This is a genomic window from Streptomyces sp. S063 (genome assembly GCF_002832675.1).
Classification (GTDB): domain Bacteria; phylum Actinomycetota; class Actinomycetes; order Streptomycetales; family Streptomycetaceae; genus Streptomyces; species Streptomyces sindenensis.
Map to the genome: position 1 here is coordinate 1,253,329 of NZ_CP021707.1, position 17,941 is coordinate 1,271,269.

Below are 17,941 nucleotides of genomic sequence, written 5' to 3' on the forward strand. Positions count from 1 at the left end.
CCCGGAAAAACTTCCGGGCGGGGCACGGGAGCTGTACACCGGACGGGCGGAAGCCGTACGGCGGAGACGCGTGAGCCGTACGCCGAACAGTCGATGTACCGACGTGTCGACCTGGCCGCACTTCTGTCCGCTCAGGTGCGTGACCCCGGCCACGGATCCCGCGTTGTCTCTTCATGAGCCGGGAACCACCCGGCCCACGCACCGAGTTCGAGGAGCCCCCGTGCCGCGCATGCTCGACGTCAGCCAGGACGTACGCGCCGAGATCGGCGACGACGAAGCCGACCGGCTGCTCGTCGGCGACAACACCCCGGGCAGTTACGACTGCACCTCCTGCCGCACCCCCGGCGACTCCGACCAGGAACGCACCAGCACGGTGCTGTTCATCGGCGACGAGACCGCCGTGCTCGCGTTCGCCCACGCGACGTGCATCCCCTCGCAGGTCGTCAGGGTCGCGGAGGACCAGCTCCAGGGCGCGGTGCGCAGTATCACCGGCAGCGAGCAGAAGGACACGGAGGGGCTCATGCCCGAACAGGCCGTCCTCGGCATCACCAGCGGACTCGTCCTCATCGAGGACGATCTGCGCCCGGCCCTGGTCGTCGAACCGACCGGCCCGGTCGCCCGGCCCGGCACCGACGGCAGCGGGGGCGACGAGTTCCTCCAGCTGCTGCTGGAGCAGGGGTTCCGCCCCGCCCCCGACATGAACCGGCTGCCGGAGGTCCTCCCGGGCTGGTCCGTACTGCTTGCGGTGGGACAGCTGCACGCCGTGCTCCAGCCGAGCGCCGGCGGCGGCAACCCGGTGGCCTGGTGGCAGGCCCACCAGCCTCTCCAGGTCACCGAGGGCTGGCGGGCGGCGGTCAACAAGTCGCAGACGGTCCTCGTCTTCGCGGCCCCGGCCGGCACCATCGGCCAGCAGCCGCGCGAGGATCTGCTGCGGGACGCCCTGGAGAAGGCCGCGGTCAACGGGGTCCTGGTCGCCGCCTCGATGCCGCTGGCCGGGACCTGATCATGTCCGGTCGGCTCGGCCACCCCCGCCGAACAGCGATTTCTCCGGCGGGGCCGCATCCGACGGGCCGTGAGGTCGTTGGCACCTACGTGCACTCATACGACTCCCCCGCCAGCATCAGAGTCAGATCCCTGCCATGCGTCCTGCGCAGGATCCGTCGGGGGGCCTGTCCCCCACCCCGATCTACGACGCGCTGTACTCCGAGTACCGGCGCTCGTTCCGGGCGTTGCCGGGCGACCGGAGCGGCGAGGAGAATCTCGGCTTCTCGGCCTTCGGCGCCGGTCTCTTCGCCTCCCGGGCCCCGCTGAGCGGCTACTCCGCCGCCTCCTCGCACGGCGGTCACGGCGGCCAGAGCGGGAGCGGCGGGCAGAGCCAGCGCACGACCGGCAGCCTCGGTTCCTGGCAGCGGGTCGGGCGGCATGCGGGGCGGCCCCGTCCCGCGGCGCTGCCACCGGGGCCACGGGACTCCTGAGACCCGGACGGGCACGGGTTGGACGACGAAGCCCTGGGCCGCTCTCTCGGGAGCGGCCCAGGGCTTCGTCGTACGCCGGTGCTACTTGTTGCGGCCGCGCTTCTCGCGGACCCGGACGGAGATGTGGATCGGGGTGCCCTCGAAGCCGAACTCCTCGCGCAGCCGGCGCTCGACGAAGCGGCGGTAGCCGTGCTCCAGGAAGCCGGAGGCGAAGAGCACGAAGCGCGGGGGCTTGGTGCCCGCCTGGGTGCCGAAGAGGATGCGCGGCTGCTTGCCACCGCGGATCGGGTGCGGGTTGGAGGCGACGATCTCACCGAGGAAGGCGTTGAGCCGGCCGGTGGGGACGCGGGTCTCCCAGCCCTCCAGCGCGGTCTCGATGGCCGGGACCAGCTTCTCCATGTGGCGGCCGGTGACGGCGGAGACGTTGACGCGCGGGGCCCAGGCGATCTGCGCGAGCTCCGTCTCGATCTCGCGCTCCAGGTAGTAGCGGCGCTCCTCGTCGAGGGTGTCCCACTTGTTGAAGGCGACGACGATGGCGCGCCCGGCCTCCACGGCCATGGTGATGATGCGCTGGTCCTGGACGCTGATGGACTCGCTGGAGTCGATCAGGACGACGGCGACCTCGGCCTTCTCGACGGCGGCGGCCGTACGCAGCGAGGCGTAGTAGTCCGCGCCCTCCTGGAGGTGGACGCGGCGGCGGATGCCGGCCGTGTCGATGAACTTCCAGGTGATGCCGCCGAGGTTGATCAGCTCGTCGACCGGGTCGCGGGTGGTGCCCGCCAGCTCGTTGACGACGACCCGGTCCTCGCCCGCGACCTTGTTCAGCAGGGAGGACTTGCCGACGTTCGGGCGGCCGATCAGGGCGATCCGGCGGGGTCCGCCGAGCGCGGTGCCGAACTTCTGGGCCGGGGCGTCCGGCAGGGCCTCCAGGACCGCGTCGAGCATGTCGCCGGTGCCGCGGCCGTGCAGCGAGGAGACGGGGTGGGGCTCGCCGAGGCCGAGGGACCACAGGGCGGCGGCGTCGGCCTCGCCGCTCTGGCCGTCGACCTTGTTGGCGCAGAGGACGACGGGCTTGCCGGCCCGGCGCAGCAGCTTGACGACGGCCTCGTCGGTGTCGGTGGCGCCGACGGTGGAGTCGACGACGAAGACGACCGCGTCGGCCGTCTCGATGGCGTACTCCGCCTGGGCGGCGACCGAGGCATCGAGGCCCAGTACGTCCTGCTCCCAGCCGCCGGTGTCGACGACCTTGAAGCGGCGGCCGGCCCATTCGGCCTCGTAGCTGACGCGGTCGCGGGTGACGCCGGGCTTGTCCTGCACGACGGCCTCGCGGCGGCCGATGATCCGGTTCACCAGGGTCGACTTGCCGACATTGGGGCGGCCGACGACGGCGAGTACGGGGAGCGGGCCATGACCGGCCTCGCCGAGGGCGCCCTCGATCTCCTCGGGGTCGAAGCCCTCCTGCGCGGCGAGCTCCATGAACTCCGCGTACTCGGCATCGCCAAGTTCTCCGTGCTCGTGGCCCGAGCCCTCGGAGTGAATCTGGTCGTTCATGAAGTCCGTTCCTCTTTGCATCATCATCGATGGACCACGATCAGCGCGGTCCACTACTCACGTCTGGTCAAGTCTCGCCTATCGCCCGGTGAGGCGCTTGGCGCTTTCCAGGTGGGCGGTCAGCTTCGCCTGGATCCGCAGGGTCGCCTCGTCCAGCGCCTTGCGCGTACGCCGCCCGTCGCCGGCGCTCGCGTCGAACGCGTCGCCGAAGACGACGTCGACCCGGCTGCGCAGCGGGGGCAGCCCCCGTATCAACCGTCCGCGGCGCTCGGTGCTTCCCAGAACGGCCACGGGGACGATCGGGGCCCCGCCCCTGACCGCGAAGTACGCGAGTCCGGCCCGCAGCGAGGCGAAGTCTCCCTCGCCCCGGGTGCCCTCCGGGAAGATCCCCAGGGCGCCGCCGTCCGCCAGCACGCCGAGGGCGTGGCTGATCGCGGTGCGGTCGACGACTCGGCGGTCCACTTCGATCTGCCCGATCCTGTGCAGGAACGGGTCGAGGGGGCCGACGAACGCCTCCTTCTTGATCAGGAAGTGCACCGGCCGGGGTGCGGTGCCCATCAGCATCGGTCCGTCGATGTTGTGGGAGTGGTTCACCGCGAGGATGACGGGTCCGGCGGCGGGCACCCGCCAGGCGCCGAGGACCCGGGGCTTCCACAGCCCGTACATCAGGCCGATGCCGATGGTGCGCCCGACGGCCGCTCCGCGCAGCGTGGGCGCGCCGGTGGCATCGCTCACGCGGCGACCCGCTTCCCCTCGACGAGGGTGACGACGCACTCGATGACCTGCTGGAGGGTCAGCTCGGTGGTGTCCACCTCGACGGCGTCGTCGGCCTTGGCGAGCGGGGAGGTCTTGCGGCCGGAGTCGGCGGCGTCCCGCTTGATCAGGGCCTCACGCGTGGCGGTCAGGTCGGAGCCCTTGACCTCGCCGCTGCGGCGGGCGGCGCGGGCCTCCGGGGAGGCGGTCAGGAAGATCTTGAGGTCGGCGTCGGGCAGCACGGTGGTGCCGATGTCCCGGCCCTCGACGACGATGCCGCCGGTGGCGGCCGCGGCGATGGAGCGCTGGAGCGCGGTGATGAGCGTGCGCACTTCGGGGACCGCGCTGACGGCGCTGACCTTGGAGGTGACCTCCTGGGTGCGGATCGGGCCCGAGGCGTCCTCGCCGTCGACGGTGATCGTCGGGGCGGCGGGGTCGGTGCCGGAGACGATCACGGGCTTGGCGGCGGCGGTGGCGATCTCCTCCGGGTTGCTCACGTCGATGCCGTTGGTCAGCATCCACCAGGTGATGGCCCGGTACTGCGCGCCCGTGTCCAGGTAGCTCAGGCCGAGCTTGGCGGCGACGGCCTTGGAGGTGCTCGACTTGCCGGTGCCCGAGGGCCCGTCGATGGCGACGATCACGGAGGAGCGTGCGGTTTCCACGGTGGTGGACACCTTCCTGGTACACGGGGTGGGGACGGACGGGCCAGGGAACGGCCTCGTACCAGGTTACCGAGTGCGGGAGGCGCCCTTGTACCCCGTACGGGGGAGGCTCCCGCCACCCCGCACGGGTGGCCCTAGCCGGGCTCAGCCGCGGATCGACCAGCCCCGCTCCTGGAGGGCCGCGCCGAGGACCGGGGCGGCGCTGGGCTCGACCATGATCTGGACGAGGCCCGCCTGCTGGCCGGTGGCGTGCTCGATGCGGACGTCCTCGATGTTGACCCCGGCCCGCCCGGCGTCGGCGAAGATCGCGGCCAGCTCGCCCGGCTTGTCGCCGATGAGGACGGCGACGGTCTCGTACGCGGTGGGGGCGGCACCGTGCTTGCCGGGGACCCGGACGCGGCCGGCGTTGCCGCGCCGCAGGACGTCCTCGATGGCGTGGGTGCCCGCGCTCCGCTTCTCCGCGTCGGCCGAGCCGAGCCCGCGCAGCGCGGTCACGGTCTCCTCCAGGTCGGCGGCGACCCCGGCGAGCACGTCGGCGACCGGGCCGGGGTTGGCGGAGAGGATCTCCACCCACATCCGGGGGTCGGAGGCGGCGATCCGGGTGACGTCGCGGATGCCCTGGCCGCACAGCCGTACGGCGGTCTCGTCGGCCTCCTCCAGCCGGGCGGCGACCATCGAGGAGATCAGCTGCGGGGTGTGCGAGACGAGGGCCACGGCCCGGTCGTGGGCGTCGGCGTCCATGACGACGGGGACGGCCCGGCACAGGGCGACCAGCTCCAGCGCGAGGTTGAGCACCTCCGTGTCGGTGTCCCGGGTCGGGGTGAGCACCCAGGGGCGCCCCTCGAAGAGGTCGGCGGTGGCGGCCAGCGGGCCCGACCGCTCCTTGCCGGCCATCGGATGCGTACCGATGTACGCGGTGAGGTCGAGGCCGAGCGCCTCCAGCTCGCGGCGCGGGCCGCCCTTGACGCTGGCGACGTCCAGGTAGCCGCGGGCCACCCCGTCGCGCATGGCGGTGGCGAGGACGGCGGCGGTGTGCGCGGGCGGCACGGCGACGACGGCGAGGTCGACCGGGCCGGCGGGCGGTTCCTCGGTCCCGGCGCCGAGCGCGGCGGCGGTGCGGGCCGACTCGGGGTCGTGGTCGACGAGGTGCACGTGGATGCCCCGGTCGGCCAGTGCGAGGGCGGCGGAGGTGCCGACGAGCCCGGTTCCGATGACGAGGGCGGTTCTCACTGGGCGATGTCCTTGCGCAGGGCGGCGGTGGCGCCGAGGTAGACGTGGCTGATCTCGGCGCGCGAGAGGTAGGTCTCGACATGCACGAGGATACGGACGACCCGGGGCATCGCCCCTTCGACGTCCAGCTCCTGGGCGCAGATCAGGGGTACGTCGACGATCCCGAGGCCGCGCGCGGCGGCGGCCGGGAAGTCGCTGTGCAGGTCCGGGGTGGCGGTGAACCAGATGCTGATCAGGTCGTCGGCGACGAGCTCGTTGCGTTCCAGGACGGCGGTCAGCAGCTCACCGACCCGCTCGTCCATGTGCCCGGCCTCGTCCCGCTCCAGCTGGACGGCGCCCCGGACCGCTCGTACCGCCACGTCGCACTCCTCGTTCTTCGCTGCTCTTCGGTGCTCTTCGATGTCAGGGGCCCGGCGTCTTCCGACGCGGGCCGCCGCTCTCCTCAGCCTAGATCGACAGCGGCGGAGCCGGTCACGGTGTTCCGTCCGTGAGACGGGCGGGCCCACGTCCGTCGGAGTCCCGTCCGCCACCCGGTCGGGGGCACGGCCCGCCCGGTTGCTTCGCCCGGGGGCCCGACGCCGCCACGATGGCCCCCCACCCGCCGTCACCGAAGGAGAGCGCCCCATGAACGCACGGCGAAGGACGGTGCTGGCCGCGGGTGCGGCGGGCGCCGCCGCCCTGGCCACCGGCTGCGGCTCCTCCGACGGGGGCGACGACGGGGCGAGCCCGGCGCCGAGCGCGCCGGGGGACGCCACGGACGGCGCGGAGCTGGCCCGGACCGCGGACATCCCCGTCGGCGGCGGCACCGTCTTCAAGGAGCGGAAGGTGGTGGTGACCCAGCCGACGGAGGGCGAGTTCAAGGCGTTCTCCGCCGTGTGCACCCATGCGAGCTGTCTCGTCTCGACGGTGCGCGACGGCACCATCAACTGCCCGTGTCACGGCAGCAGGTTCAGCATCACGGACGCGGCGGTCGAGGCGGGCCCGGCGACCCGGCCGCTGCCCGCCGAGCAGATCAGCGTCTCGGGCGGGGCGATCCGGCTGGGCTGAGGGCGGACCCGGAATCTCAGGGGCGTCGCGGCCCGCTCCCCCGTACGCTCGCAGCCATGATCAGCGCCCCCGACGAGGCACTCGTACGCGACCACACGGTCTACGCCTGTGTGATGGGCTCGCGCGCGTTCGGACTGGCCACAAAGGACAGCGACACGGACCTGCGGGGTGTGTTCCTGGCACCCACTCCGCTGTTCTGGCGGTTCGAGAAGCCGCCGACGCATGTCGAAGGGCCCGCGCCGGAGCAGTTCTCCTGGGAACTGGAGCGCTTCTGCGAGCTGGCGCTCCGGGCCAACCCGAACGTGCTGGAGTGCCTGCACTCCCCGCTGGTCGAGTCGGTGGACGACACGGGCCGGGAGCTGCTGGCGCTGCGCGGGGCGTTTCTGTCCCGTCGGGCGCACGGCACGTTCGTCCGGTACGCGCTGGGACAGCGGCGCAAGCTGGAGGCGGACGTGCGGGTGCACGGCGCGCCGCGCTGGAAGCACGCGATGCATCTGCTGCGGCTGCTGGCGAGCAGCCGGGACCTGCTGCGTACGGGTGAGCTGGGCATCGACGTGGGCGATGCCCGGGAGGAGCTGCTGGCGGTGAAGCGGGGCGAGGTGTCCTGGGCGGAGGTGGAGCGCCGGATGGACCGCCTCGGCGAGGAGAACGACGAGGCGGCGGCCCGGTCCCCGCTGCCGCCGGAGCCGGACCGGGCGGCCGTGGAGGACTTCCTCGTACGGACCCGGCGGGCCTCGGCGCGCGCCGAGGCCCCTGACGGGCTCAGAGCGTCCGGGGGCCGCCCGCCTCGGCCGTGAGCTCGGCCAGCTTCTGGAACTCGCCCAGATCGTAGTTGGCCAGCGTGGAGTCGAGGTTGGTCAGCGCCCCGAGGTGCTCGATGAAGCCCTGGGGGTCGTACTCGATCTGCAGGGCGACGCGGCTGGACGTGTCGTCGAGCCGGTGGAAGGTGACCACCCCCGCGTGGTGGACCCCTTCGGTCGTCTTCCAGGCGATGCGTTCCTCGGGGATCACCTCCGTCAGTTCGGCGACGAAGTTCTTGTCCGCGCCGGGCAGCGAGAGCTGCCAGGCGAAGCGCCGCTCGTCGATCGGATCGACGCGCTGCACATGGCTCAGGAACCGCGGCCACTGGGTGACATCGCTCCACAGGGACCAGGTGACGGCCACCGGGGCCTTGATGTCGACGGTCTCGACGAGTGAGGAGGACACGGATACCACCAGACCTTCGTACGGGAACAGGTTCGCCCCCTCGTACCCTCTCCCCCGCCGCTCAGGCGTCCCAGAGTGCCGCGAGGGAGAGCAGGTCGCTGCGGTACTCGATGCGCTCGGACCACTCCTTGGGCCAGGCCGCCGCGCCCAGGTGGGCCCCGGCCAGAGCGCCGGCCAGGCAGGCGATGGAGTCGGAGTCGCCCCGGGTGCAGGCGGCCCGGCGCAGGGCGGTGACGGGCTCCTCGGGGAAGAGCAGGAAGCAGTGCAGGGCGGTGGCGAGGGCCTCCTCGGCGATCCAGCCGTCGCCGGTCCGCTCGCACGGGTCGGTCTCCGGCGACGGGTCGCGCAGGGCGTCCCGTACGGTCTCCAGGGCCGCCAGGCACTCGTCCCAGCCGCGCTGGATGTACGCCTGCGGGGTGGCGTCGCCCGCGTGGCGCCAGAGGTCGCCGAGCCAGCGGGTGTGGTAGCGGCCCCGGTTCTCCAGGGCGTAGCTGCGCAACTGCCCGATCAGGCCGAGGGGTTCGGCGCCCTGGGCGAGCAGGAACACCGCGCGGGCCAGCAGGTCGGAGGCGGCCAGGGCGGTGGGGTGGCCGTGGGTGAGGGCGGCCTGGAGCTGGGCGGCGCCGGCCCGCTGCTCCTCGCTGAGGCCGGGGACCAGGCCGACGGGGGCGACCCGCATGTTGGCGCCGCAGCCCTTGGAGTGCGTCTGGCTGGCCTCCTGCCAGATCCGGGTGTGTTCGAGCAGGCGGCAGGCGGTGAGGCAGGTGTTGCCGGGGGCGCGGTTGTTGTCCGGCGCGTGGTACCAGGCGATGAACTCGGCGCTGACCGGGCCCACCATGCGTTCGGGGTGAGCAGTCCGCTGTCCATGGCGGTACGGATGCCCCGGCCCAGCGCGATCGTCATCTGGGTGTCGTCGGAGACGACGGCGGGCTCCATGAGGGGCATGTGCCGCCAGGGGCCGAACTTGGCGAGGATGGAGGGCACGTCGTTGAACTCGGTGGGGAAGCCGAGCGCGTCGCCGAGGGCGAGCCCGGTCAGGACGCCGGTCGCGGCCTGCTTGGTGAGGGGCGGGATGGCGAGGGTCATCGGTCGTGTCCTTCCGTTGCGGAGGGGGTGGCGTCGGTGCGCGGCGGGCGCAGGAGCGGCGGGTGCAGGGCGGTGGCGTCGCCCGCCCGGTAGAGGGCGGCGGGTTTGCCCCGGCCGCCGGTGCGGCGCGGCGGGCCGCCGACCGGCTGGACGAAGCCCGGCGCGCTCAGCACCTTGCGCCGGAAGTTGGGCCGGTCCAGCTCGACGCCCCAGACGGTCTCGTAGACCCGCTGGAGCTCGCCGAGGGTGAATTCGGCGGGGCAGAACGCGGTGGCCAGGCAGCTGTATTCGAGCTTGGCGCCGATCCGGTCGCGGGCGTCGGCGAGGATCGTGTCGTGGTCGAAGGCGAGGGGCCCCACAGCGTCCGCGTCCCACCACCGGGCGCTGGCCGCGTCGCCGCCACCGCGCGGTTCGGGCAGGTCCGGCAGGAGGGCGGTGTAGGCGACGGAGACGACCCGCATCCTCGGGTCGCGGTCCGGGCCGGTGTAGGTGCGCAGCTGCTCCAGGTGGAGGGCGCCGACCGTGTCCGGGCCGAGGCCGGTCTCCTCGGCCAGTTCGCGGCGGGCCGCGTCGTCCGCGGACTCTCGGGGAAGCAGGAAGCCGCCGGGCAGCGCCCACCGGCCCCGGAAGGGCTCCTGGCCGCGTTCGACGAGCAGCACGTGCAGCCGGGCCTCGCGGACGGTGAAGACCGCGAGGTCGACGGTGACCGCGAACGGGGCGTAGGCGTGCGGGTCGTAGCCCTCGGGGGCGGGGGTGGTCATCGTTTCTCCGGGAGGGGGGCGGCGAACTCCCAGCCGTTGGTGAGGAGTTCGTCGACGGCGGCGACGGCGGCGGCGAGCCGCGTCTCGGGCGGTCCGGTCATCTCGATGAACCGGCGTCCGGTGCGAATGAGTTCGGCGCGGAAACGGTCGGTCGTCCAGGGGCGCAGCTCCTCGCCGTCGCGCAGCCCGTCGTCCTCGAAGGCGACGCCCTCGTGGTCGGTGAGCAGCCAGAGGTGGTGGTCGGCCCGGTCGGCGATCTCCTCGACGAGGGGGTTGCGGCCACCGACGTACCGCTCGTGCCAGACGGTGGTGGCGAAGGAGTCGGTGTCGCAGAAGAGCACCGGGGACCCGGCGCGGGCGGCGGCCTCCTCGCGGTCGTTCTGGGTCTGCGCGATGCGCGGGAAGTCGTCGGTGGTGAAGGTGACGTCCTCCCAGGCGGCCCCGGGCCACCGTCCGCGCAGGGCGGCGAGCTTGTCCTCGCTGTACTCGCGCCCGTACTCGGCGACGCACCCCGTGCGCGCCCACACGCCGCCGCGTGCCCGGTAGTGGGCGGCGAGCGCGCGGGCGAGGGTGGTGGTGCCGGTGGACTCCGCGCCGAGGACGACGACGCGGCGGGCGAGGGCGGCCCGTACGGGCGGCTGGAGGAAGTCCCAGCAGCCGACGGGGTCCTCGCGGACGGCGGTGCCGGAGACCGGGAAGAGAGTGCGGCCGGGGTCGACGAGCACGGAGTCCGCGCCGAAGCGGCGGCCCAGTTCCTTCCCGTACGCCTCCGAGGTGAAGACCGCGTCCACGCGCTCGGGCACGGCCGCCCTGAAGACGGCCATGTGCGCGTCCCAGACCGCCGGATCACGCACGTCCATGTGCGTGTCGTCGACCGCGCCGACCACCGTGGCCTCCGGGTGCACCTCGCGCATCCAGTCGACCCGGTCGGCGAGGGGGACGGACTCCACGGATGCGGCGCAGACCAGCACGGTCAGCCGTTCGCAGCGGTCCTGGGCGGTGCGGACGAGGTGGTGGTGGCCGGCGTGCGGCGGGTAGAACTTGCCGAGGACCAGGCCGTGTTCGTAGCGCTTCATGCCGCGGTCACCGCCGGGGTCCGGGCCTCGCGTGCGGTCAGGTCGCGGTGCCAGTTGCGCAGGCCGACGACGCAGAGCGCGAGGAACCCGGCGTACAGCAGCGAGGTCAGATGCAGCCCCTTGTGGGCGTAGAGCGGGATGTAGACCACGTCGGCGGCGATCCACAGCCACCAGGACTCCAGCCGCTTGCGGCACTGCCCGTACGTCGCCATCAGCGACAGGGACGTCGTAGCCGCGTCCCAGAACGGGACGGTGGAGTCGGTGGCCCGGGACAGCAGCAGCGTGATCGCGGCGGTCCCCACCACCCCCGCCGCGAGCAGCCAGGCCCATTCGGCGCGGGTCGTCCTGCGCACCGGCAGGACCGCGGTCCCTGGTCCACCCCCGTGGGTCCAGGTCCACCAGCCGTACGCGGCGAGGGTGATGAAGACGATCTGGAGGCCGGCGTCGGCGTACAGGCCGGCCTGGGTGAACAGCAGGATGAAGAAGAGGTTGTTGGCGATGCCGATCGGCCAGTTGGCGATGTGCTGGCGGGCCACGAGCCAGACGCAGAGCGCCCCGCTGCCGAATCCCAGCACCTCGGTCCAGCTGACCGGGGTGTCGAGGACGGTCACCAGGGGCTGTTGCAGGGGATCGAGTATGTCCGCGAGGCTCACGGGCCCGCCTCCTTTTTTATAGTCACTCTGACTATAAAGGGTGGACGGGGACAGCAGAAGGCCCGCGGCCGGTTCTGTTCGGACTTTCCGAACAGAACCGGCCGCGGGCCCCGGGAGCGTCCTGCCTAGAGGCCGACCTCGCGCATCAGCATGCCGACCTCGGTGTTGGTGAGGCGGCGCAGCCAGCCGGACTTCTGGTCGCCCAGCGGGATCGGCCCGAAGGACGTCCGCACCAGCCGCTCGACCGGGAAGCCGGCCTCGGCCAGCATCCGGCGCACGATGTGCTTGCGGCCCTCGTGGAGGGTGACCTCGACCAGGTAGTTCTTGCCGGTGTTCTCGACGACCCGGAAGTGGTCGGCGCGGGCGTACCCGTCCTCCAGCTGGATGCCGTCCTTGAGCCGCTTGCCGAGGTCGCGCGGCAGCGGGCCCTGGATGGCGGCCAGGTAGGTCTTCTTCACGCCGTACTTCGGGTGCGTGAGGCGGTGGGCCAGCTCACCGTGGTTGGTGAGCATGATGATGCCCTCGGTCTCGGTGTCGAGCCGGCCGACGTGGAAGAGCCGCGTCTCGCGGTTGGTCACGTAGTCGCCGAGGCACTGGCGGCCGTCCGGGTCCTCCATCGAGGAGACGACCCCGGCGGGCTTGTTCAGCGCGAAGAAGAGGTACGACTGGGCGGCGACGGTCAGGCCGTCGACCTTGATCTCGTCCTTGTGCACGTCGACGCGCATGCCCTGCTCGACGACGATCTCGCCGTTGACCTCGACGCGGGCCTGCTCGATCAGCTCCTCGCACGCGCGGCGCGAGCCCATGCCGGCCCGGGCGAGGACCTTCTGCAGCCGCTCGCCCTCCTGCTCGGCGCCCGGGTGGGTCTTGGGCAGCTTGATGTCGGGCTTGCCGGCGTACCGGTCGCGGTTGCGCTGCTCGATCTTGGCGTCCAGCTCACGGGGGCGCGAGGGACTGCCGCCACGCCGGAAGCCGCCGCCGCTGCCGCCCTGCGCGGACTTCGGGCCGCCCTTGGCGCCGCCGCGGGCCGCCGACCCACGGCCCTTGCGGGGCCGTCCTGGCCGCCCCGCGCGCCGGGGGCGTCGTTGCCGACGTCGTAGCGGCGCTCCTCCGGGCGAGGGCGGCGGGGACGCTGGTCCTGCTCGGCCCGCCCGCCCTGGAAGCCCTGACCGCCGCCCTGACCGCCGGAACGACCGCCCTGGCCGCTGCCGCCGGAGCGTCCGCCGCCCTGGCCGCTGCCGCCGCGTCCGCCGCCGCCCTGGCCGCCGGGGCGTCCGCCCTGGCCCCGGCGGGAGGACCCGCCGTCACGCCCGCCCTGACCGCGACCGCCGCCGCCCTGACCGCCGGGGCGACCGCCCTGGCCGCCGCCGCTCCGGCCACTGCCGCCGCTGCCGCTTCCGCTGTTCCTGCCACTGCTTCGCATCAAAATTCCGTCTTGTCGTCTGCGTGAGTATCCGGGGTGTCCGGTGCGTCCGGATCGAACGACGGCACACCCTCTAGCGTCTCAGCCTCGATCGCGTCCGCCTCCGGGAGGAAGGGCGCGAGCTCCGGGAGCTCGTCCAGGCCGCGCAGGCCCATTCGCTCCAGAAAGTAGTTCGTCGTCCTGTACAGGATCGCACCTGTTTCGGGTTCCGCGCCCGCCTCGGCCACCAGGCCCCTCTGGAGCAGGGTCCGCATGACCCCGTCGCAGTTGACTCCGCGCACCGCCGAGACCCGCGAGCGGCTCACCGGCTGCCGGTACGCGACCACCGCCAGGGTCTCCAGCGCGGCCTGGGTGAGCCGGGCGTGCTGGCCGTCCAGGACGAAGCCCTCCACGGCCGCCGCGTACTCGGGCCGGGTGGAGAACCGCCAGCCGCCCGCGACGAGCCGCAGTTCGAAGCCCCGGCGCTGCACGGTGTACTCGTCGGCCAGCTCCCGCAGCGCGTCCGCCACGGCCCTGCGGGGCCGCTGGAGCACCTTGGCGAGGTGGTCCACGGTGGCGGGCTCGTCGACGACCATGAGGACCGCCTCCAGCGCGGGCTTGAGGTCGAGCGAGGCGACCGCGCCCTCGTCCCGCTCCGGCTGCTCACTCATTCCCGTACGCCCTCCTCGTCCGTGCCGCCGTTCAGCTCCTGATCGAACTCGTCCGTCACCACCGGCTCCGCGCCCTCCCCGCCGCACCAGGCCACCAGCAGGTCGCCCAGCGCCTCGTCCTGGTCCAGGGTGACGGCCTTCTCGCGGTACAGCTCCAGGAGGGCCAGGAACCGGGCCACCACGGTCAGAGTGTCCGGCGCGTCCTCCGTCAGCGTCCTGAAGCTGACCGCCTCCCCGGCCGCGCGCAGCCGCTCCACCACCAGACCCGCCTGCTCCCGGACGCTGACCAGCGGGGCGTGGATGTGGTCCACGTACACCTGGGGCTTCGGCTTCGGCCGCATCGCCTTCACCGCCAGCTTCGCGAAGCCCTCGGGACCGATGCTGATGACCACCTCGGGCAGCAGCTCGGCGTGCTGGTCCTCCAGTCCGACCGTACGCGGGTGGCGACGGGCCTCCGACTCCAGCCGGCCCTGGAAGATCTCGGCGATCCGCTTGTACGCGCGGTACTGGAGCAGCCGCGCGAAGAGCAGGTCCCGCGCCTCCAGGAGTGCCAGGTCCGCCTCGTCCTCCACCTCGGCGGCGGGCAGCAGCCGGGCGGCCTTGAGATCGAGGAGGGTGGCGGCGACGACGAGGAACTCGGTGGTCTGGTCGAGGTCCCAGTCGGGGCCCATGGCGCGGATGTGCGCCATGAACTCGTCGGTGACCTTGGAGAGCGCGACCTCGGTCACGTCCAGCTTGTGCTTGGAGATCAGCTGGAGGAGGAGGTCGAAGGGGCCCTCGAAGTTCACGAGGCGGACAGTGAACCGCTTGTCGTCGCTCCCGGCCCGTTCCTCGCCCTCTTCCGCGGCCTCCGGCTCGGCCGGCGGTACGGGAACGGCTTCCGGCTCCGGTACGCGCTCCGGTTCGGTCGCGGGCTCCCGTACGGGCTCCGGTACTGCTTCCGGCTCCGGGAACGCCGCCACGCCCGGCCCCGGGCCCAGGGCGCGGCGGCGTGGGGCGGCGGGGTCGTCGGGCGTGGGCATCGGGGTCCAGGGGTGGGGCGGCGGCGGGGGCGGGCCCCGGTGGCGGGTGGGTGGGTCCTGCGGGGCAGGCTACCCGCGCCGTGCCGCTCAGCGGCCGCGCAGCCGCCGTACGAGGATGCTCGCGTCGCCCCGGGACTCCAGGTCGGCGAGGACCACCGCCACCGCCTCGCGGACGATACGACCCCGGTCGACGGCGAGGCCGTGTTCGCCGCGCAGGACGAGCCGGGCGTGTTCGAGGTCCATCAGCTCCTCGGCGGAGACGTAGACCGTGATCTTCTCGTCGTGGCGTTCCCGGCCGCTGGGGCGGCGGTTCGCGCCGCGTGCGCCGCCTCGCCTGCGCTGGGGCTGGACCGCGGGGGGCTGCTCGGCCGGGGCGGGGGCGGCGGGCCGCTCTCCGGAGGCCTTGGCGGACGGGGCTCGCTCGCCCTCGCCGCCACGGCCGCGCGAGTCGCCGCCGTCGGCGTCGGCCGCGGCGTGCTCCTCACGCTCGGCGGACGACGGGGCCTGGCCGGAGGGATCGCTCTCCCCGGCGGGCGCGGGCACCCGCGGCTCGCCGTTCGCCTTGCGCCGCCGCTCCGCGGGGGAGGACGGCTGGAGGCCCATCCCGCCTCCGGTGGTACGGAACAGTTCGTCGGCCCCCGGCAGACTCACTCGGCGTGACACCGGGCGAGCACCTCCCTGGCGAGCTGGCGATAGGCGGCGGCGCCGACCGAGTTGGAGGCGTAGGTGGTGATGGGCTCACCGGCGACCGTGGTCTCCGGGAAGCGGACCGTGCGCCCGATGACCGTGTGGTAGACGTGCTCGTCGAAGGCCTCGACGACGCGCGCCAGGACCTCGCGGCTGTGCACCGTACGGGAGTCGTACATGGTGGCGAGGATGCCGTCGAGCTCCAGCTCCGGGTTGAGCCGCTCCTGGACCTTCTCGATGGTCTCGGTGAGCAGCGCCACCCCGCGCAGCGCGAAGAACTCGCACTCCAGCGGCACTATGACCTTGTGAGCGGCCGTCAGGGCGTTCACGGTGAGCAGGCCGAGGGAGGGCTGACAGTCGATCACGATGTAGTCGTAGTCGGCCATCAGCGGCTTCAGGGCGCGCTGGAGCGTGGACTCGCGGGCCACCTCGCTGACGAGCTGCACCTCGGCCGCGGAGAGGTCGATGTTGCTGGGCAGCAGGTCCATGTTGGGGACCGCCGTCTTGAGCAGGACGTCGTCGGCCGCCATGCCCCGCTCCATGAGCAGGTTGTAGACGGTGAGGTCGAGCTCCATCGGGTTGACCCCGAGGCCGACGGAGAGCGCGCCCTGCGGATCGAAGTCGACGAGCAGGACCCGGCGTCCGTACTCCGCGAGCGCGGCGCCCAGGTTGATGGTCGACGTGGTCTTGCCGACGCCGCCCTTCTGGTTGCACATCGCGATGATCTTCGCGGGCCCGTGGTCGGTCAGGGGGCCCGGGATCGGGAAGTACGGGAGGGGCCGTCCGGTGGGGCCGATGCGCTCGCGGCGCTGACGCGCGGCGTCGGGCGCGAGGGTGGCCGCGTACTCCGGATCGGGTTCGTACTCGGCGTCGGGGTCGTAGAAGTGCCCCTCGGGCACCTCGGCGAAGTCGGCGAAGCGGTCGGTGTCCCGGCTGCTCTCGTTGCCGGCCGTGGCGTTCACGTTTGGGCCGTCCATCATCTGGGGGGCTGTCGTCATGTGCTGTTGGGTGGCGAAGGTGCGGACCGCGACGGAGCCGACAGCTTCGAGCCCGGTCGGGCTCAGACCCCGTACAGGCATCCCTGGTTGACCACCCCCAGGAGTAATTGTCGACTCATTCACAAGTCGTCTTACCTCCTTGGATGTGACCAGGAAACTTATCGATAGGTCAGCGTGGCACCATGCCGACGATTGGCGACTCTATGGCGTGTCACCGGTCCGCAGCAACACAATCCGCCGGACCCGGCCCGATGTGTCGGCAATCGAACGCCTCGCTGTCAAGGGTGCACAGCGACCAAGCCGCACATTTCACCGCTGCACGAAACGGGTAAAGAGTTACGTTCGGCGCGAGTTGCGCAAGGGCCTCACAGGGCCCGATACACGTCCGGCCGGACCTTGCGCGGCAAGGTCCGGCCGGACGTGCGATGTTGACGAAGGGGGTTGACCCGTCAGCCGAGGAGCGTGCTCAGCTCCACGTGCGGGAGGCCGTGCGCCTCGGCCACCTCGCGGTAAACCACCTGTCCCTCATGGGTGTTGAGACCCTTGGCCAGCGCGGCGTCACGGCGCAGGGCGTCGGCCCAGCCACGGTTGGCGAGCTCCACGATGTAGGGAAGCGTCGCGTTGGTGAGCGCGTAGGTGGAGGTGTTCGGGACCGCGCCGGGCATGTTGGCGACGCAGTAGAAGACCGAGTTGTGGACCGGGAAGGTCGGCTCGGCGTGGGTCGTCGGACGCGAGTCCTCGAAGCAGCCGCCCTGGTCGATCGCAATGTCGACAAGTACACTTCCGGGCTTCATCTTGGCGACGAGCTCGTTGGTGACCAGCTTCGGGGCCTTGGCTCCGGGGATCAGTACGGCGCCGATGACGAGGTCGGCCTCGACGACGGCCTTCTCCAGTTCGAAGGCGTTGGAGACGACGGTCTTCACCTTGGTGCCGAAGATCTTGTCGGCCTCGCGGAGCTTGTTGATGTCGCGGTCGAGCAGCGTGACGTGGAAGCCGAGGCCCACGGCGATCTGGGTGGCGTTCCAGCCGGAGACACCGCCGCCGATGACGACGGCCTCGCCGGCGTGGGTGCCGGGGACACCGCCGGGGAGCACGCCGCGGCCGCCCACCGAGCGCATCAGGTGGTACGCGCCGACCTGCGGGGCGAGGCGGCCCGCGACCTCGGACATCGGGGCGAGCAGCGGGAGCGCGCGGTTGGCGGTCTCGACCGTCTCGTAGGCGATGGCGGTGGTGCCGGAGGCCAGCAGCGCGTCGGTGCACTCGCGGGAGGCGGCGAGGTGCAGGTAGGTGAAGAGCGTCTGGTCCTTGCGGAGGCGGTGGTACTCCTCGGCGACCGGCTCCTTGACCTTGAGCAGCAGATCGGCGGCGGCCCAGACCTCGTCGGCGGTGGCCAGGATCTGCGCGCCGGCGGCGACGTACTCGGCGTCGGGGATGGACGAGCCGACGCCGGCGTCGTGCTCGATGACGACCTGGTGGCCGTGGCGGACGAGCTCATGCACTCCGGCGGGGGTGATCGCCACCCGGAACTCGTTGTTCTTGACTTCGCGGGGGATGCCGACCTTCACGTCGATCACGGTCCTTGGCTCGGAGGGTCATCCGGGCACAACGGTGCAGACCCGGACATATACAGCATAAATGGAGACGCCACGGAGGAACGCGGC

Annotated in this window: 19 protein-coding genes and 2 pseudogenes; 4 read left to right on the plus strand and 17 right to left on the minus strand. The window is 72.5% G+C overall.

What is annotated here, in order from left to right; translation table 11 throughout:
* Nucleotides 1-220: 220 nt before the first annotated feature.
* Both CCZ36_RS05565 and CCZ36_RS05570 read left to right on the plus strand, forming a co-directional pair.
* Nucleotides 221-1,003: a hypothetical protein gene (locus CCZ36_RS05565; RefSeq protein WP_006123503.1), complete on the plus strand. Its 783-nt coding sequence runs from the start codon at nucleotides 221-223 to the stop codon at nucleotides 1,001-1,003.
* 136 nt (nucleotides 1,004-1,139) lie between these two features.
* Nucleotides 1,140-1,475, plus strand: coding sequence for a hypothetical protein (locus tag CCZ36_RS05570; protein ID WP_069740447.1), 336 nt, complete (start codon nucleotides 1,140-1,142; stop codon nucleotides 1,473-1,475).
* 81 nt (nucleotides 1,476-1,556) lie between these two features.
* On the opposite strand, the gene der is transcribed toward CCZ36_RS05570, so the two are convergent.
* The 5 genes from der to aroH all read right to left on the minus strand — a co-directional run bounded on the left by der (nucleotide 1,557) and on the right by aroH (nucleotide 6,030).
* The gene (gene der / locus CCZ36_RS05575; protein WP_069744580.1) at nucleotides 1,557-3,026 is read right to left on the minus strand and encodes a ribosome biogenesis GTPase Der; all 1,470 of its coding nucleotides are present in this window, start codon (nucleotides 3,024-3,026) and stop codon (nucleotides 1,557-1,559) included.
* Between the two features lie 78 nt (nucleotides 3,027-3,104).
* Nucleotides 3,105-3,761, minus strand: a complete 657-nt coding sequence (locus CCZ36_RS05580) for a lysophospholipid acyltransferase family protein (RefSeq protein WP_069740449.1) — start codon at nucleotides 3,759-3,761, stop codon at nucleotides 3,105-3,107.
* Nucleotides 3,758-4,453: a (d)CMP kinase gene (cmk, locus tag CCZ36_RS05585; protein WP_069740450.1), complete on the minus strand. Its 696-nt coding sequence runs from the start codon at nucleotides 4,451-4,453 to the stop codon at nucleotides 3,758-3,760. The genes CCZ36_RS05580 and cmk overlap by 4 nt, the downstream gene beginning before the upstream one ends.
* 132 nt (nucleotides 4,454-4,585) lie before the next feature.
* Nucleotides 4,586-5,671, minus strand: coding sequence for a prephenate dehydrogenase (locus tag CCZ36_RS05590; protein ID WP_128817139.1), 1,086 nt, complete (start codon nucleotides 5,669-5,671; stop codon nucleotides 4,586-4,588).
* The gene (aroH, locus tag CCZ36_RS05595; RefSeq protein WP_069740452.1) at nucleotides 5,668-6,030 is read right to left on the minus strand and encodes a chorismate mutase; all 363 of its coding nucleotides are present in this window, start codon (nucleotides 6,028-6,030) and stop codon (nucleotides 5,668-5,670) included. Before aroH ends, CCZ36_RS05590 begins: the two co-directional genes overlap by 4 nt.
* Nucleotides 6,031-6,295: 265 nt before the next feature.
* On the opposite strand from aroH, the gene CCZ36_RS05600 reads away from it, so the two are divergent.
* Both CCZ36_RS05600 and CCZ36_RS05605 read left to right on the plus strand, forming a co-directional pair.
* The gene (locus CCZ36_RS05600; RefSeq protein ID WP_128817140.1) at nucleotides 6,296-6,718 is read left to right on the plus strand and encodes a Rieske (2Fe-2S) protein; all 423 of its coding nucleotides are present in this window, start codon (nucleotides 6,296-6,298) and stop codon (nucleotides 6,716-6,718) included.
* Nucleotides 6,719-6,774: 56 nt separating this feature from the next.
* Nucleotides 6,775-7,515 (plus strand): nucleotidyltransferase domain-containing protein, encoded by a 741-nt coding sequence (locus CCZ36_RS05605; protein ID WP_128817141.1) that lies wholly within the window; start codon nucleotides 6,775-6,777, stop codon nucleotides 7,513-7,515.
* On the opposite strand, the gene CCZ36_RS05610 is transcribed toward CCZ36_RS05605, so the two are convergent.
* The 12 genes and pseudogenes from CCZ36_RS05610 to ald all read right to left on the minus strand — a co-directional run bounded on the left by CCZ36_RS05610 (nucleotide 7,481) and on the right by ald (nucleotide 17,845).
* Entirely contained in the window at nucleotides 7,481-7,924 is a 444-nt protein-coding gene (locus CCZ36_RS05610) for an SRPBCC family protein (RefSeq protein WP_069744590.1), read from the minus strand. The genes CCZ36_RS05605 and CCZ36_RS05610 overlap by 35 nt on opposite strands.
* A gap of 61 nt (nucleotides 7,925-7,985) precedes the next feature.
* On the minus strand, nucleotides 7,986-8,762 hold the full coding sequence (locus tag CCZ36_RS05615; protein WP_443069792.1) for an ADP-ribosylglycohydrolase family protein: 777 nt from the start codon (nucleotides 8,760-8,762) through the stop codon (nucleotides 7,986-7,988).
* Nucleotides 8,762-9,010: pseudogene (locus tag CCZ36_RS36880) on the minus strand (ADP-ribosylglycohydrolase family protein); the annotation flags it as partial. The pseudogene CCZ36_RS36880 and the gene CCZ36_RS05615, both read right to left, overlap by 1 nt.
* On the minus strand, nucleotides 9,007-9,771 hold the full coding sequence (locus CCZ36_RS05620; protein WP_069740457.1) for an NUDIX hydrolase: 765 nt from the start codon (nucleotides 9,769-9,771) through the stop codon (nucleotides 9,007-9,009). The gene CCZ36_RS05620 and the pseudogene CCZ36_RS36880, both read right to left, overlap by 4 nt.
* Nucleotides 9,768-10,847: an AAA family ATPase gene (locus tag CCZ36_RS05625; protein WP_128817142.1), complete on the minus strand. Its 1,080-nt coding sequence runs from the start codon at nucleotides 10,845-10,847 to the stop codon at nucleotides 9,768-9,770. Before CCZ36_RS05625 ends, CCZ36_RS05620 begins: the two co-directional genes overlap by 4 nt.
* Nucleotides 10,844-11,500, minus strand: coding sequence for a nicotinamide riboside transporter PnuC (gene pnuC / locus CCZ36_RS05630; RefSeq protein WP_069740459.1), 657 nt, complete (start codon nucleotides 11,498-11,500; stop codon nucleotides 10,844-10,846). Before pnuC ends, CCZ36_RS05625 begins: the two co-directional genes overlap by 4 nt.
* A gap of 125 nt (nucleotides 11,501-11,625) precedes the next feature.
* Nucleotides 11,626-12,923, minus strand: a pseudogene (locus CCZ36_RS05635) (pseudouridine synthase).
* On the minus strand, nucleotides 12,923-13,573 hold the full coding sequence (gene scpB / locus CCZ36_RS05640; RefSeq protein WP_069740505.1) for an SMC-Scp complex subunit ScpB: 651 nt from the start codon (nucleotides 13,571-13,573) through the stop codon (nucleotides 12,923-12,925). The pseudogene CCZ36_RS05635 and the gene scpB overlap by 1 nt, the downstream one beginning before the upstream one ends.
* The gene (locus tag CCZ36_RS05645; protein WP_128817143.1) at nucleotides 13,570-14,595 is read right to left on the minus strand and encodes a segregation and condensation protein A; all 1,026 of its coding nucleotides are present in this window, start codon (nucleotides 14,593-14,595) and stop codon (nucleotides 13,570-13,572) included. The genes scpB and CCZ36_RS05645 overlap by 4 nt, the downstream gene beginning before the upstream one ends.
* An 87-nt stretch (nucleotides 14,596-14,682) precedes the next feature.
* On the minus strand, nucleotides 14,683-15,246 hold the full coding sequence (locus CCZ36_RS05650; RefSeq protein WP_069740507.1) for a hypothetical protein: 564 nt from the start codon (nucleotides 15,244-15,246) through the stop codon (nucleotides 14,683-14,685).
* Nucleotides 15,243-16,361 (minus strand): ParA family protein, encoded by a 1,119-nt coding sequence (locus CCZ36_RS05655; protein WP_069740508.1) that lies wholly within the window; start codon nucleotides 16,359-16,361, stop codon nucleotides 15,243-15,245. The genes CCZ36_RS05650 and CCZ36_RS05655 overlap by 4 nt, the downstream gene beginning before the upstream one ends.
* 368 nt (nucleotides 16,362-16,729) lie before the next feature.
* The gene (ald, locus tag CCZ36_RS05660; RefSeq protein ID WP_069744601.1) at nucleotides 16,730-17,845 is read right to left on the minus strand and encodes an alanine dehydrogenase; all 1,116 of its coding nucleotides are present in this window, start codon (nucleotides 17,843-17,845) and stop codon (nucleotides 16,730-16,732) included.
* Nucleotides 17,846-17,941: the final 96 nt, after the last annotated feature.

Bases quoted from the DNA above. Each gene is read 5' to 3' on its own strand.
- CCZ36_RS05570 (WP_069740447.1), top strand. From the start codon at position 1,140: ATGCGTCCTGCGCAGGATCCGTCGGGGGGCCTGTCCCCCACCCCGATC.
- der (WP_069744580.1), bottom strand. From the start codon at position 3,026: ATGAACGACCAGATTCACTCCGAGGGCTCGGGCCACGAGCACGGAGAA.
- CCZ36_RS05600 (WP_128817140.1), top strand. From the start codon at position 6,296: ATGAACGCACGGCGAAGGACGGTGCTGGCCGCGGGTGCGGCGGGCGCC.
- CCZ36_RS05605 (WP_128817141.1), top strand. From the start codon at position 6,775: ATGATCAGCGCCCCCGACGAGGCACTCGTACGCGACCACACGGTCTAC.
- CCZ36_RS05615 (WP_443069792.1), bottom strand. From the start codon at position 8,762: ATGGTGGGCCCGGTCAGCGCCGAGTTCATCGCCTGGTACCACGCGCCG.
- CCZ36_RS05620 (WP_069740457.1), bottom strand. From the start codon at position 9,771: ATGACCACCCCCGCCCCCGAGGGCTACGACCCGCACGCCTACGCCCCG.
- CCZ36_RS05625 (WP_128817142.1), bottom strand. From the start codon at position 10,847: ATGAAGCGCTACGAACACGGCCTGGTCCTCGGCAAGTTCTACCCGCCG.
- scpB (WP_069740505.1), bottom strand. From the start codon at position 13,573: ATGAGTGAGCAGCCGGAGCGGGACGAGGGCGCGGTCGCCTCGCTCGAC.
- CCZ36_RS05645 (WP_128817143.1), bottom strand. From the start codon at position 14,595: ATGCCCACGCCCGACGACCCCGCCGCCCCACGCCGCCGCGCCCTGGGC.
- CCZ36_RS05655 (WP_069740508.1), bottom strand. From the start codon at position 16,361: ATGCCTGTACGGGGTCTGAGCCCGACCGGGCTCGAAGCTGTCGGCTCC.